12 protein-coding genes are annotated in these 13,643 nt (G+C 74.7%); 8 read left to right on the plus strand and 4 right to left on the minus strand.

All coding sequences use genetic code 11. The features are described 5' to 3' along the window. The first annotated feature begins 72 nt into the window (after nucleotides 1–72). From pyk to OZ948_09765, 6 genes are read left to right on the plus strand one after another with little or no spacing between them, the layout of a single operon-like run. The gene (gene pyk / locus OZ948_09740; protein MEB2345013.1) at nucleotides 73–1,539 is read left to right on the plus strand and encodes a pyruvate kinase; all 1,467 of its coding nucleotides are present in this window, start codon (nucleotides 73–75) and stop codon (nucleotides 1,537–1,539) included. Further along, nucleotides 1,536–2,255, plus strand: a complete 720-nt coding sequence (locus OZ948_09745) for a TIGR00730 family Rossman fold protein (protein MEB2345014.1) — start codon at nucleotides 1,536–1,538, stop codon at nucleotides 2,253–2,255. Before pyk ends, OZ948_09745 begins: the two co-directional genes overlap by 4 nt. A 23-nt stretch (nucleotides 2,256–2,278) precedes the next feature. Continuing rightward, entirely contained in the window at nucleotides 2,279–3,304 is a 1,026-nt protein-coding gene (gene astA / locus OZ948_09750; protein MEB2345015.1) for an arginine N-succinyltransferase, read from the plus strand. A 9-nt stretch (nucleotides 3,305–3,313) separates the two neighbouring features. Further along, on the plus strand, nucleotides 3,314–4,792 hold the full coding sequence (gene astD / locus OZ948_09755) for a succinylglutamate-semialdehyde dehydrogenase (GenBank protein MEB2345016.1): 1,479 nt from the start codon (nucleotides 3,314–3,316) through the stop codon (nucleotides 4,790–4,792). Beyond that, complete coding sequence (gene astB / locus OZ948_09760; protein MEB2345017.1) at nucleotides 4,789–6,126, plus strand: N-succinylarginine dihydrolase; 1,338 nt, start codon at nucleotides 4,789–4,791, stop codon at nucleotides 6,124–6,126. Before astD ends, astB begins: the two co-directional genes overlap by 4 nt. Then, a complete protein-coding gene (locus OZ948_09765) occupies nucleotides 6,123–7,115 on the plus strand; it encodes a succinylglutamate desuccinylase (GenBank protein MEB2345018.1) in 993 nt (330 codons plus the stop codon). Before astB ends, OZ948_09765 begins: the two co-directional genes overlap by 4 nt. Nucleotide 7,116: 1 nt before the next feature. On the opposite strand, the gene OZ948_09770 is transcribed toward OZ948_09765, so the two are convergent. Continuing rightward, a complete protein-coding gene (locus OZ948_09770; GenBank protein ID MEB2345019.1) occupies nucleotides 7,117–7,560 on the minus strand; it encodes a hypothetical protein in 444 nt (147 codons plus the stop codon). A 297-nt stretch (nucleotides 7,561–7,857) separates the two neighbouring features. Here OZ948_09770 and OZ948_09775 point away from each other — a divergent pair, with 297 nt between their 5' ends. Continuing rightward, nucleotides 7,858–8,538 carry a DUF4410 domain-containing protein gene (locus OZ948_09775; protein ID MEB2345020.1) on the plus strand — a complete coding sequence of 227 codons (681 nt, stop codon included), beginning with the start codon at nucleotides 7,858–7,860 and terminating at the stop codon, nucleotides 8,536–8,538. Here OZ948_09775 and OZ948_09780 read toward each other — a convergent pair whose 3' ends face one another. Genes OZ948_09780 through cax form a run of 3 tightly spaced genes read right to left on the minus strand, consistent with a single transcriptional unit; the run spans nucleotide 8,539 to nucleotide 11,070 of the window. Beyond that, entirely contained in the window at nucleotides 8,539–9,282 is a 744-nt protein-coding gene (locus tag OZ948_09780; GenBank protein ID MEB2345021.1) for an LOG family protein, read from the minus strand. 34 nt (nucleotides 9,283–9,316) lie between these two features. Further along, the gene (locus OZ948_09785; GenBank protein MEB2345022.1) at nucleotides 9,317–9,982 is read right to left on the minus strand and encodes a potassium channel family protein; all 666 of its coding nucleotides are present in this window, start codon (nucleotides 9,980–9,982) and stop codon (nucleotides 9,317–9,319) included. Between the two features lie 8 nt (nucleotides 9,983–9,990). Then, on the minus strand, nucleotides 9,991–11,070 hold the full coding sequence (cax, locus tag OZ948_09790; protein ID MEB2345023.1) for a calcium/proton exchanger: 1,080 nt from the start codon (nucleotides 11,068–11,070) through the stop codon (nucleotides 9,991–9,993). Between the two features lie 122 nt (nucleotides 11,071–11,192). Between cax and OZ948_09795 the strand changes: the two genes are divergently transcribed. Further along, nucleotides 11,193–13,595 carry a phosphoketolase family protein gene (locus tag OZ948_09795; GenBank protein ID MEB2345024.1) on the plus strand — a complete coding sequence of 801 codons (2,403 nt, stop codon included), beginning with the start codon at nucleotides 11,193–11,195 and terminating at the stop codon, nucleotides 13,593–13,595. The last annotated feature ends 48 nt before the right edge of the window (nucleotides 13,596–13,643 follow it).

Raw genomic sequence — 13,643 nt, forward strand, 5'->3', positions numbered from 1 at the left:
GCTGGGCCCGCGCGAGCCTCGCCCAGCCCCCGTCGGACTGCAACCGGAGCGCGCGCACTGGAGCAGCGAGCGTTGCCGCCCCATCCGCTTCCCGCCCACAAGACGCTCCCGGCCCACAAGACCCGCATCGTCGCGACGATCGGCCCCGCGTCCGAAGCACCCGAGGTGCTGCGCCGGATGATCGAGGCAGGCCTCTCCGTGGCGCGCCTCAACCTCTCGCACGGAGACTTCGAGGGCCACGCGCGGGTGATCGAGCGGCTGCGCGAGGCCTCGCGCACGGCCGGCCGCCCGCTCGCGATCCTGGCCGACCTGCCCGGCCCGAAGCTGCGGATCGGCGCGCTCGCCCGCGAGCCGATCGAGCTGCGGGCGGGCGACCCTTTCGAGCTCGCGCCCGGCGACCACGTGGGCGACGAGCACGGCGCCTCGGTGAGCTTCGCGCGCCTGCCCGACGCGGTGCGCGCCGGCGACCCGATCTTCCTGAACGACGGGCTCGTGCGGCTCGCGGTCGAGCGCGTGGCCGCCGGCCGGGTGCACTGCCGGGTCGAGGTCGGCGGCGAGCTGCGCTCGGGCAAGGGCCTCAACCTGCCGGGCTCCGACCTCGGCATCCCGGCCTTCACCGAGCGCGACCGCGAGTGCCTGCGCTTCGCGCTCGGCGCCGGCGTCGACGCGGTGTCGCAGTCCTTCGTCGAGTCGGCCGAGGACATCGCGGCGCTGCGCCGGGCGGCGGCCGAGCTCGGCGCGCAGCCCTTCGTGATCGCCAAGATCGAGCGGCGCCGGGCGCTCGACCGCGTCGCCGAGATCCTGGCCGCCGCCGACGGCGTGATGGTCGCGCGCGGCGATCTCGGGGTGGAGATCCCGATCGAGGAGATCGCGCTGGTGCAGAAGCGCCTGGTGCAGCGCGCGAACCTCGCGGGCAAGCCCGTGATCACCGCCACCCAGATGCTCGAGTCGATGACCGGGAGCCCGCGCCCGACGCGCGCCGAGGCCACCGACGTCGCCAACGCGATCCTCGACGGCACCGACGCCGTCATGCTGTCGGGCGAGTCGGCGATCGGCCGCTACCCGGTCGAGGCGGTGGCGATGCTGGCCCGGATCGCGGCGGCGATCGAGCGGCTGCGGCCGGCACGCGCGGTGCGCGACGCGCTGCGCGAGCGGCCGCGCGAGGAGGGCGCTCCCGTCTACGACCTGATCGCGCTCTCGGTCGACACGCTGATCGAGCGCGCCGCGCCCGCCGCCGTCTTCGTGCCGACGATCGGCGGCACCACCGCGCGGCGCATCGCGCGCTTCCGCCCGGGGCCCTGGATCGTCGCGGTGAGCGCCTCGGAGGCCTCCTGCCAGCGGCTGCTCTTCACCTGGGGCGTGCTGCCGGTGCGGGTCGTCGAGCGGCCCCACGACTGGCGCCCCTTCGCCCGTGACTGGCTGCGCGCGCACGGGATCGACGGCGAGCTCGTGCTCGTGACCGAGGGACCCTCGCCCCGCCACCCCGACGCCAACGACCGGATCGAGATCCTCGACCTGGCCCGGCAGGAGCCGCGATGAGCGCTGACCTCCCGCAGCCTCCCGGCGGAGAGCCCCCGAACCGCGTGCACTCCGAGGAAGCCTGGCTGCGCGGGCCCGACGACCTGCTGCTCGACTTCGACCGCGCGTTCCGGATCTTCCAGGAGTTCGTGCGCGGCTGCCGGGCGCTCTACGACCTCGGCCCCGCCGTCACCGTGTTCGGCTCGGCGCGCTTCGCCGAGGAGCATCGCTGGTACGCGCTCGCGCGGGCGGTCGGGCGGGCCTTCGCGGAGGCCGGCTACGCGGTGGTCACCGGCGGCGGGCCGGGCGTCATGGAGGCCGCGAACCGCGGCGCGCGGGAGGCCGGCGGCCTCAGCGTCGGGTGCAACATCCTCCTGCCCGAGGAGCAGCGCCCCAACCCCTATCTCGACCGGATCCTCACCTTCGACCACTTCTTCGTGCGCAAGGTGATGCTGGTGAAGTACTCGAGCGCCTTCGTGATCCTGCCGGGCGGGCTCGGCACGATGGACGAGCTCTTCGAGGCGGCGACCCTCATCCAGACCGCCAAGATCGAGCGCTTCCCGCTGGTCGCGATGGGGGTCGACTACTGGGCGCCGATCCTGTCGGCCTTCGGAGGCCAGGCGCTGCGCGCGGGCACGGTCGGCGAGGGGGAGCTCGCGGTGTTCTCGACCGACTCGCCCGCGGAAGCCCTCGCGCACGTCCAGGCGATCGCGCGCGTGACGCCGGCCGGCACGTGAGCGGGGCAGGGGCCGGCGCGCCGATGCGTCCGGTCGTCCGGCCCATCGCGGCCGGGGACCTCCCCGCGCTGATCGAGCTCGCGCGCGGCGCGGGGATCGGCGTCACCACGCTGCCGCCCGACGAGGCGCGGCTCGCGCGCCGGATCGAGATCTCGTGCGAGGCCTTCGCGGGGCGCCTCGAGCCCGCCCGGGCGAGCTACCTCTTCGTGCTCGAGGACCCGGCGGGCGGCCGCGTCGCGGGCACCAGCGGGATCGCCGCCGCCGTGGGCCTCGACGAGCCCTGGTACAACTACCGCGTGGGCACCCTCGTCACGAGCTCGCGAGAGATCGGCGTGCACCGCCAGATGCAGACCCTCTTCCTGACCAACGACCTGACGGGTGCGACCGAGCTCTGCTCGCTCTTCCTGCACCCGGGCTCCCGGCGCGGCGCCCACGGCGCGCTGCTCTCCAAGGCGCGCTTCCTCTACCTGGCGGAGTTCCCGGAGCGCTTCACGGAGAAGGTGATCGCCGAGCTGCGCGGGGTCGCCGACGCCGAGGGCCGCTCGCCGTTCTGGGACAGCCTCGGCCGGCACTTCTTCGACATGGAGTTCTCGCGCGCGGACTACCTCTCCGGGGTCGGCAACAAGGTCTTCATCGCCGAGCTCATGCCGCAGCACCCGGTCTACACCTCGTTGTTGTCGGAGGCGGCACGGGCGGCGATCGGCGAAGTGCACGAGCACACGCGCCCGGCGCGCGCGCTGCTCGAGGCGGAGGGCTTCTCCTACCAGGGCTACGTGGACATCTTCGACGCGGGCCCGGCGCTCGCGTGCGCGCGGGCCGCGATCCGGGCGGTGCGCGAGAGCAGGGTCTGCGAGGCGGCCGCCGGCGGCCCGGGTGCGGGGCCCCTGCACCTCGTCTCGAACCGCGACGAGCGCGCGTTCCGGGTGCTGCTGGCGCCGGGTGCGGTCGGCGCGGAGGGCGGCTTCGCGCTGGCGGAGGCCGATCTCGAGGCGCTCGGCGTCGCGGCCGGGGCGAGCGTGCGGGTCGTGCCCGTGCAGCCCGCGCGCTGAGGCGGCTGCGTGCCGGACCAGCTCGTCGGCGGGCGCTGGGAGCCGGGCACGGGCGCGGCCTTCGCGAGCCTCGATCCCGTCACGCGCGCGCCCGTCTGGCAGGGCCGGGCGGCCGGCCCCGAGCAGGTGGCGGCCGCCGTCGCCGCCGCCCGCGCCGCCTTCGAGCCCTGGCGCGAGCTCGGGCTCGAGGCGCGGCTCGCGATCGTGCGCCGCTTCGGCGAGCGGCTCGCCGCGCGGTCCGAGGCGCTCGCGGCGGCGATCGGGTGCGAGACGGGCAAGCCGCGCTGGGAGGCGGCCGGCGAGGTCCAGGCGATGATCGCCAAGATCGAGCACTCGGCGCGCGCGCAGGCCGAGCGGACGGGCTCGCGCGAGAGCGAGGCGGCGGGCGTGCGCGCCGCCGTGCGCCACCGCCCGCACGGGGTCCTCGCGGTGCTCGGGCCCTACAACTTCCCGGGCCACCTGCCGAACGGCCACATCGTGCCGGCCCTCCTCGCGGGCAACACCGTCGTGTTCAAGCCCTCCGAGCTGGCGCCCGGCGTCGCGCGCGACACGCTCCGGCTCTGGCAGGAGGCGGGGCTGCCGCCGGGCGTGCTCGGCCTCGCGCAGGGCGGGCGCGAGACCGGCGCCGCGCTGGCGGGGCAGCCGGGGGTCGACGGCGTGCTCTTCACCGGGAGCCGCGCGGCGGGGGTCGCGCTCCACCGCCAGCTCGCGGGCCAGCCCGAGAAGCTCCTCGCGCTCGAGATGGGCGGCAACAACCCACTGGTCGTGTACGAGGTGGCCGACCGGGACGCCGCTGTCGTCACGATCGTGCAGTCGGCCTTCCTGTCGGCGGGCCAGCGCTGCACCTGCGCGCGCCGGCTCCTCGTGCCGGCCGGCCCGGCCGGCGACGCGCTCCTCGCGCGGCTCGTCGAGGTCTCGGAGCGGCTCGCGGTCGGGCGCTGGGACGACGAGCCCCAGCCTTATATGGGGGCGCTGATCACGCCCGCGCGCGCCGCGCAGCTCCTCGCGGTGCAGGCCGAGCTCGTCGCGCGCGGCGCCGTGCCGCTCCTCGCGATGCGCCCGCTCGCGCCGGGCACCGGGCTGCTCGCCCCCGGCGTGCTCGACGTCGGCGCGGTCGCAGGGCTCGCCGACGAGGAGCACTTCGGCCCGCTGCTCCTGGTCGCGCGCTTCCAGGGCTTCGACGACGCGCTGCGGCGGGCCGGTGCGACGCGCTTCGGGCTCGCCGCGGGCTTGATCTCGGACGACCCCTCCGCCTGGGAGCGCTTCTGGCGCGGGATCCGGGCCGGCGTCGTCAACTGGAACCGGCCGCTCACGGGCGCCTCGAGCGCCGCGCCCTTCGGCGGTGTCGGCTGGAGCGGCAACCACCGGCCGAGCGCGTACTACGCCGCCGACTCCGTGGCCTACCCGGTCGCCGGCCTGGAGGCGCCGCACCCCACGCTCCCGGAGGTCCTGCCGCCGGGGCTCACGCTCGGGGGCGAGCCGCGATGAGCGCCTTCGAGGCGAACTTCGACGGGCTGGTCGGGACCACCCACCACTACGGAGGGCTCTCCTTCGGCAACCTGGCCTCCGAGCGCCACGCCGGGCTCGTGTCGAGCCCGCGCGAAGCGGCGCTCCAGGGGCTCGCGAAGATGCGCGCGCTCGCCCGGCGCGGCTTCCGCCAGGGCGTCCTGCCCCCGCACGAGCGCCCCGACCTCTTGCTGCTGCGGCGCGTGGGCTTCACGGGGGACGACGCGGCCGTGCTGCGAAGAGCCGCCGCCGAGGCGCCGGGCCTCCTCGCGCAGGCAGGCTCGGCGTCCGCCATGTGGGCCGCGAACGCCGCCACCGTGAGCCCCGGACCCGACACCGCCGACGGCCGCACCCACTTCACCCCCGCGAACCTGTGCAGCCACCTGCACCGCTCGATCGAGGCGCCGACCACCGCCCGCGTCCTGCGCGCGATCTTCCCGGAAGGCGCTGCCTTCGCGCACCACGCGCCGCTGCCGGCCGGCCCCGCCCTCGCCGACGAGGGCGCGGCCAATCACACGCGGCTGTGTGGAGACGAGGGCGCCCCCGGCGTCGAGCTCTTCGTGTACGGGCGCTCGGCCGCCGCGGGCGAGCCCGCGCCGCTCCGCTATCCGGCGCGCCAGGCGCGCGAGGCCGGTGAGGCGATCGCCCGCCTGCACGGGCTCGACCCGGCGCGCACCGTCTTCGCCGCGCAGGCCCCGGACGCGATCGACGCGGGCGCCTTCCACAACGACGTGGTCGCCGTCGGGAGCCGCGACGTGCTCTTCTTCCACGAGCGCGCCTTCCGCGAGCGCGCGCGCGTGCTCGACGAGCTGCGGCGGGCGCTCGACCCCGTGCCGCTGCGGGCGATCGAGGTGCCGGACGCGGCGCTCGGGCTCGGCGACGCCGTCGCGAGCTACCTCTTCAACAGCCAGCTCCTCGCGCGCCCCGACGGCCGCATGCTGCTGGTCGCGCCCGAGGAGTGCCGGCGGAGCCCGCGCGTGTGGCAATGGCTCGAGGAGCTGCTCGCCTCGGGCGGCCCGGTCGCCGAGGTCCTCACCTTCGACCTGCGCCAGTCGATGCGCAACGGCGGCGGCCCGGCCTGCCTGCGCCTGCGCGTGGTGCTCGACGGCGAGCGCGCGGCCGCCGTCGCGCCCGGGGTCTGGCTCGACGACGCGCTCGACGCCCGCCTCGTCGCCTGGATCGGCCGCCACCACCGCGACCGGCTCACCGCCCGGGAGCTCGCCGACCCGGCGCTCCTCGACGAGTGCCGGACCGCCCTCGACGAGCTGACCGCCATCCTGGGTCTCGGCGCCCTCTACCCGTTCCAGCAGGCATGACGGGCCTGCTCGCCGCCGTGCTCGCCGGCGACGACGCGGCGCTCCCGGCCCGCGCGCCGTCGGGCGCCGCCATCGAGCGGCTCGGGCCCGCGATCTGGCGGATCGAGCCCGCAGGCGGAGCGAGGGACGCGCGGCCGCTCCTCCTCTCGGCCGGCGTCCACGGCGACGAGACCGCGCCCGTCGAGCTCCTGTGCGCGGCGGCCGACGCGATCGCGGCGGGCGCGCTCCCGGTCGGCGCGCCCGTCCTCCTGGCGCTCGGCAACCTCGGCGCGCTGCGCGCCGGGCTCCGCTACCTCGACCACGATCTCAACCGCCTCTTCGGCGGCCGCCACGGCGCGCGCCGCGACGCCCGCGACGCGCCCCGCGCGGCGGCCCTCGAGGCCGCGGCCGGGGCGTTCTGCGCGCGCCACCCGGGCGCCCTCCACCTCGACCTCCACAGCGCGATCCGCGCCTCGCTGCACCCGAGCTTCGCCGTCCACCCGCTCGACGAGGCCGCCGCGCTCCCGCCCGCCGCGCTGCGCCTGCTCGCGGGCCTCGGGATCGACGCGCTGGTCCGCAGCAGCCTGCCGTCGCCCACCTTCACGGGCCATACCGCGCGCGCCCACGGCTGCGAGGCCTACACGCTCGAGCTCGGCCGCGTGCGGGCGCTCGGCGAAGGGGCGGCGGGCGAGCTGGCGGCCGCCGGGGGCGGCGTCCGCGCGCTGATCGCGGGCGCACCCCTGCCGCCCGCCGCGCCGGCGCCCGTGGTCTATCGCGTGCGCCGCGAGCTCCTCAAGCAGAGCGACGGCTTCCGGCTCACGATCCCACCCGACGCCCCGAACTTCACGCCGCTCGCGCCGGGCGAGCCGATCGCCTGCGACGGCGACACCACCTGGATCGCCGAGCCCGGCGAGCGGATCGTGTTCCCGAACCCGAAGGTCGCCCCCGGGCTGCGCGCGGGCCTGCTCGTGATCGCCGAGCGCGCGCCCGCGGAGCACGCCGGGTCGTGACTCAGTCGTCGAAGCCGAGCGCGGGCTGCGCGAGGAAGCGCTCGCGCTGCATGCCCTCCAGCGCCGCTTCGCGCAGAGCGAGGAGGCGCTGCGCCTCGTCGCCGCCATACGCGGCCTGCAGCGTCGAGCTCGCGTCGAGGCTGCTCCAGGCCTCGAGCTGCTCGGCGCTCGGGGCCTGCAGCACGAGCACGTAGAGCGGGCGCTCGCCGTCCACCCGCCGGTGGACACGCCAGCGGACCGGCGCCTTCGTGCGCCGGGCGGCCTCCGCCAGCCGGGCGAGGAACTCCTCGATCTGGGTCTCGTGTCCCTCCCGGACCGTGAGCCGGATGATCTCGGCCGCCGCCGGGCGCGCTTCCGGCGCTCCTGCGGACGGTCGCGCCGTCGCGACGGCCAACACCGCCCAGAGCCCCACGGTTCCGACGAGCCACGCATGCCGCTCCCGCACCTGTGATCCTCCCGGCGACGGCGAGGAGGCTACCGCAGCCGCACCGCCCGGAGCCCGTGGCCGCTGCGACACGGCCGGACCGGTACGAGCGCGCCGCCGCCGCGGCCAGCGACCTCGGCGAGGAGCAGCCGCGGGCTTCGGCAATGCGGGAAGCCGTGCTCGATACGGATCGTGGGCACAGGTCTTCGCGTGCAGATTCGATCCGGCACCCATGGCGGTGCGAGCCGCGCCGCGAGCCGATACGATGCCGGCCGAAGGGGGGATCCGATGCGACGGCTCGTGCGAGCGTCCGTAGGGGTGGCGTGCCTGTCCGTGGCCGCACTGGCCGCCGGCTGTGCGTCCACCAACGTGGAGCAGACCCGGCGCGCCGGTGTGCTCGCGAAGCCCGATCGCATCCTCGTGCGCACCTTCGCCGTGACGATGGCGGACGTCGATCTCGACCGGGGGATCGGCCCGACGATCGCGCGCGAGGCGACCGGCGAGGTGACGAGCAGCGAGGAGCTCCAGCTCGGCCGCGCAGCGGCCGACGCCCTGGCCGACGAGCTGACGAAGAAGCTCCGCGAAGCCGGCCTGCCCGCCCAGCGCTCCTCGGGCCGCGTGTCGCTCACGCCGACCACGCTCGTGATCGCGGGCAAGTTCCTGACCCTGGACGAGGGCAACCAGACCATGCGCACGCTGGTCGGCTTCGGCGCGGGCGCGAGCGAGGTGCGCACGCGCGCCCAGGCCTGGATGGACGGCCAGCTCATCGCCGAGGCCGAGACCACGGCGAAGAGCGGCCGCAAGCCGGGTGCCGCGGTGACCCTCGGCGCGGGGGCCGCGGCCGGAACGGCGGCCACGGCCGCCGTCGTCGCCGCGGGCACCACGACCGTGAGCGAGCTGTTCCTGACCAGCGCCGAGGCGGACGCCCGGCGCACCGGGCGGGAGCTCGCGGAGCGGATCGTGCGCGCCTACCGCGAGCGGGGCTGGATCGCCGACTGATCACCGGCCCCGGGGCGAGGGCTCCTGCGCGCGGAGCCATCGTTCGCGGCCTGCCCGGATCCGCTCCACGGTGTCCTCGACGCCCGTGGCGCACTGCGGGAGGTCGAGGTCCGCCGCCCCGGCGAGCTCGCTCCCCTCGGCCAGCATCGATCGCCTCGCCCACGCGATCAGCTCGGGCCACATCTTCCCGACCAGGATCAAGGGCACGTCGTGGAGCTGCCGGACCTGGAGGAGCTGCCAGGCCATCGACAGCTCGAGCAGGGTCCCGATCCCTCCGGGCACCACGACGAAGGCGTCCGAGAGCAGCGCGAAGTGGTGGAGGCGCGTGAAGAAGGTCCGGTGCTCGTAGGCATCCCCGACGAAGGGATTCACGTGCTGCTCGAAGGGCAGCGTGATGCGGATCCCGACCGATCCCTCGGGGCGTCCGGAACCGGCTTTGGCAGCCCCTTCGTTGGCCGCCTGCATCAGGCCGGGGCCGCCTCCGGTGATGACGTCGCATCCCATGCGCGTGAGCTCCGCCGCGAGCCGGGCCACCTGCTCGTACGCAGCCGTGCCCGGGGCGATCCGGGCGGAGCCGAAGATCGAGACGCGGTAGCGGGAGCGCCGGGAGCGGCGGAGCCGGGTGAGCTGGCCGACGACCTCCCAGAGGCCCTTCACGGCGCCCTGCAAGAGCGCAGCCGTGGCCTCCTCGTCGCTCAGCGGGACGGCGTCGGGCCGGTCGAAGCAGGTCGGGTCGTCGCTCATCGTGCGCAGCGTGTAGGGCAGCCGGAGCGGAGGCTCAAGCCCGGGGCTCCCGCTCCCGCGCATAGAGGCTCACGAGACGCGCGAGCAGGACCGCGATGTACATCTGGCCCCCCACCGCCTCGACGATCACGAGGCCCCGCGCCGCCGCGCTCTTCGGCACCAGGTCGCCGTAGCCGAGGGACGCGATCGTGACGAAGCTCAGGTACACGGCATCCTGGAGGCCCAGCCCGTCCGCCCCGACGTCGCCGGCGAACGAGCCGGGTCGCCATCGATCGATCGCCCGGTAGCCGACGCCGAAGAGGATCGCGACGAGCAGGTAGGCGTCGAGCGCCGCGAAGATCCGCTCGCCGTCCACCCGGCCGGAGGCGAAGGCATGCCGCACGCTGGCGGTCGCGGCCAGCGCGAAGCCCGCCGGCCAGAGCAGCGCGCCGGCGGTCTGCGCGGGTGCCGCCCCCAGCACGGCCTGGATGCCCTGCACGGCCACCAGGGCGGCCGCCGCCGCCACCAGCCAGCGCATGCCGGGCTCGCGGGCGAGCCCGAGCGCGGCGACGCACAGGCTCACGCCGACCAGCAGCTCGAAGACGTTCCCGTCCGAGCCGAAGGTCTCGAGAACCGGCTGCGCGCCGAGCGTCGCGAGCAGCGCCCCGAACAGCCAGGCGAAGCGGCGGCGGCGATAGCGCTCGAGCAGGGAGCCCAGCATGCGAGGTCCTAGGGGGAGACCGAGGGCACGAGGTAGCAGACCAGGGCGAGCAGCACGTAGACCGCCAGGAGCTGCACGCCCTTGAACCAGTTCGATCGCCCGTCGGAGGCCACCAGGCCGCCGAGCAGCACCGAGACGAACAGGAACCCCATCTCGCCCCGCGTGAAGGAGAGCGAGAAGGGCTGCGGGCCGATCAGGCCGCCGAGCAGCACGAGGAGCGGCGCCACGAAGAGCGCGATCTGGATGCACGAGCCGAGCGCGATGCCGATCGAGAGGTCCATCTCGTTGCGCCGCCCCATCGCCACCGCCGAGCCGATCTCCGCCGCGCCGCCGACGGCCGCCAGCACGACGAGCCCGAGGAAGGTCGGCGACATCCCGAGGGCGTGGCCGGTCGCCTCGGCGGCGCCGACCAGCACCTCGCTGAGCCAGGCGGCGCCGAGGGAGGCCGCCACCAGCAGCAGCAGGGCGCGCTGCACGCTCGCGTGCGTTCCTGCGGCGGGCTCGCCCGGTGGGGGGCCCTCGTGCTTCGAGAAGGTCTCGCTGTGGGTGCGGAGCTGGTAGAGGAGGTAGAGCCCGTAGGTGGCGAGCAGGACGACCGCGACGCTCGTGTCGAGCACCCCCGTGTGGCGGAAGCCCTGCTCGGCCCCGAAGAAGCGGTGGAAGCCGCTCGGCACCGCCATGCTGATCACCGCCAGCAGCATCATCGAGGCGTAGGAGCGCGCGGCGAGCGGGTTGTAGTCCTGCGCGTGGTAGCGCAGGCCGCCGAGCAGGAAGGACAGGCCGAGACCGAGGAGCAGGTTCGCGAGCAGCGCGCCCACCAGGGACGCTCGCACCAGCTCGATCATCCCGGCGCGCAGGGCGACCACCGCGATGATCAGCTCGGGCAGGTTGCCGAAGGTCGCGTTCAGCAGGCCGCCCACGGCGGGACCGGTGCGGACCGCGATCGCCTCGGTGCTCTCCACGATCCGCATCGCGAGCGGTGCGATCGCCAGGGCGGCGCAGAAGAAGACCGCCGGTGCCGGCATCGTCCCGAGGGCGTCGAGGACGAGCGCGACGGGCGCGAGCAGCAGCATCCAGCGCAAATCCATCGCCTCCTGAGGGACCGGGGCCGGGGTCGACAAGGCATGGAGCGTCTCCCAGCATACTACGCAGGAGCGTCATGGGCCCCGAGGCGATGTCCGGTCCGTCCGGGATCCGAACGGAGGAGCAGATGGTTCGCACCTACACCGATCCGCGGCGAGAGACACCCGAGGGCACCGCGCTCTCGGCGGACGAGCTGCGCAGGACGGACGCGTACTGGCGCGCCTGCAACTACCTCGCCGCCGGGATGATCTACCTGCGCGACAACCCCCTGCTGCGCGAGCCCCTCCAGCGCGAGCACATCAAGCAGCGCCTGCTCGGCCACTGGGGGGCGAGCCCGGGCCTCTCCTTCGCCTACGTGCACCTGAACCGGCTGATCCGCAAGTACGACCTCGACGCGATCTTCCTGGCCGGCCCGGGGCACGGCGCGCCCGGCGTCCTCGCGCCCGTCTACCTCGAGGGGACCTACTCGGAGGTGTTCCCGAACAAGAGCGAGGACCTGGACGGGATGCGGGCCTTCCTCGAGGAGTTCTCGTTCCCGGGCGGGATCGGCAGCCACTGCACCCCGGAGACGCCCGGCTCGATCCACGAGGGCGGCGAGCTCGGCTACTCGGTGTCGCACGCGTTCGGGGCGGCCTTCGACAACCCCGATCTGCTCGTCGCGGTGGTGGTCGGCGACGGCGAGGCCGAGACCGGGCCGCTGGCCACCTCGTGGCACTCGACCAAGTTCCTGAACCCGATCCGCGACGGCGCGGTGCTCCCGATCCTCCACCTGAACGGCTACAAGATCAACAACCCGACCCTGCTCGCCCGCATCTCCCACGACGAGCTGGAGAGCCTGTTCCGGGGCTACGGCTGGAGCCCGCGCTTCGTCGAGGGCCACGAGCCCGAGCGCATGCACCAGGCGATGGCGGCGACCCTCGAGGAGTGCGTGCTCGAGATCCGCCGCATCCAGGAGGAGGCGCGCGCGAGCGGCAGGGCGCTGCGGGCCCGCTGGCCGATGATCGTGCTGCGCAGCCCGAAGGGGTGGACCGGCCCGAAGGAGGTGGACGGTCACAAGGTCGAGGGCTCCTGGCGCGCGCACCAGGTCCCGCTCGCAGGCGTCCGGGAGAACCCCGCGCACTTGAAGCAGCTCGAGGAGTGGCTGCGCAGCTACCGGCCCGAGGAGCTCTTCGACGCGAGCGGGCGGCTGGTCGCCGAGCTGCGCGCGCTGGCGCCGGCCGGGCGCCGGCGCATGAGCGCCAACCCGCACGCCAACGGCGGCCTGCTGCGCAAGGCGCTGCGCATGCCCGACTTCCGCGACTACGCGATCGAGCTCGAGGCGCCCGGCCAGGTGACGGCGGAGAACACCCGCCCGCTCGGGCGCCTGCTGCGCGACGTGATGCGCTCGAACCCGGACACCTTCCGGGTCTTCGGGCCCGACGAGAACACCTCGAACAAGCTCGACGCGATCTACGAGGTGAGCAAGAAGCTCTGGCTCGCCGACTCCCTGCCCGAGGACGCCGACGGCGGCGAGCTGGCGCCCGACGGGCGCGTCCTCGAGATGCTCTCCGAGCACACCCTCGAGGGCTGGCTCGAGGGCTACCTGCTGACCGGCCGCCACGGCTTCCTCTCGACCTACGAGGCCTTCGCCCACGTCATCGACTCGATGTTCAACCAGCACGCGAAGTGGCTCGCCGCCTCGCGCGAGCAGCCGTGGCGCGCGCCGGTGTCGTCGCTGAACCTGCTGATCACCTCGACGGTCTGGCGCCAGGACCACAACGGCTTCACGCACCAGGACCCGGGCTTCCTCGACGTGGTCGTGAACAAGAGCCCCGACGTGTGCCGGATCTACCTGCCGCCCGACGTGAACACGCTGCTGTGCATCGCCGACCGCTGCCTGCGCAGCACGAACGAGATCAACGTCATCGTCGCCGACAAGCAGAAGCACCTCCAGTACATGACGATGGACGAGGCCATCGTGCACTGCGCCAAGGGCGTCAGCATCTGGCGCCAGGCGAGCAACGACGAGGGCGAGGAGCCCGACGTCGTGATGGCGTGCGCGGGCGACATCCCGACCAAGGAGGCGCTGGCGGCGGTGGTGCTGCTCCGGGAGCACTTCCCCGCGCTCAAGATCCGCTTCGTCAACGTGGTGGACCTCTACAAGCTGACGCCTTCCAGCGAGCACCCGCACGGCCTCGCGGACCGCGACTTCGACAGCCTCTTCACCGTGGACCGGCCGATCATCTTCAACTTCCACGGCTATCCCTGGCTGATCCACCGGCTCGCCTACCGGCGCACCAACCACCGGAACCTGCACGTCCGCGGCTACAAGGAGAAGGGCAGCATCAACACGCCCCTCGACCTCGCGATCCAGAACCAGATCGACCGCTTCAGCCTCGCGATCGACGTGATCGACCGCGTGCCCGGGCTCCGGGTCGCCGGCGCGCACGCCAAGGAGGCGCTGCGCAGCATGCAGATCGAATGCCAGAGCTACGCCTACGAGTGGGGCGTCGACAAGCCCGAGCTCGACGGGTGGCGGTGGCCCTCCTGAAGCTCGCGGCCGGGCGCCGGCCGGGGGGCTAGGCTCCGGCGCGCTTCG

The sequence above is a fragment of the Deltaproteobacteria bacterium genome, from assembly GCA_035063765.1.
Taxonomy (GTDB): Bacteria; Myxococcota_A; UBA9160; order UBA9160; family PR03; genus CAADGG01.

What these genes read in the sequence shown, in the direction of transcription:
- OZ948_09745 (MEB2345014.1), top strand. Translation starts at nt 1,536, where the DNA reads ATGAGCGCTGACCTCCCGCAGCCTCCCGGCGGAGAGCCCCCGAACCGC.
- astB (MEB2345017.1), top strand. Translation starts at nt 4,789, where the DNA reads ATGAGCGCCTTCGAGGCGAACTTCGACGGGCTGGTCGGGACCACCCAC.
- OZ948_09795 (MEB2345024.1), top strand. Translation starts at nt 11,193, where the DNA reads ATGGTTCGCACCTACACCGATCCGCGGCGAGAGACACCCGAGGGCACC.
- cax (MEB2345023.1), bottom strand. Translation starts at nt 11,070, where the DNA reads ATGGATTTGCGCTGGATGCTGCTGCTCGCGCCCGTCGCGCTCGTCCTC.
- OZ948_09780 (MEB2345021.1), bottom strand. Translation starts at nt 9,282, where the DNA reads ATGAGCGACGACCCGACCTGCTTCGACCGGCCCGACGCCGTCCCGCTG.
- OZ948_09765 (MEB2345018.1), top strand. Translation starts at nt 6,123, where the DNA reads ATGACGGGCCTGCTCGCCGCCGTGCTCGCCGGCGACGACGCGGCGCTC.
- astA (MEB2345015.1), top strand. Translation starts at nt 2,279, where the DNA reads ATGCGTCCGGTCGTCCGGCCCATCGCGGCCGGGGACCTCCCCGCGCTG.
- OZ948_09785 (MEB2345022.1), bottom strand. Translation starts at nt 9,982, where the DNA reads ATGCTGGGCTCCCTGCTCGAGCGCTATCGCCGCCGCCGCTTCGCCTGG.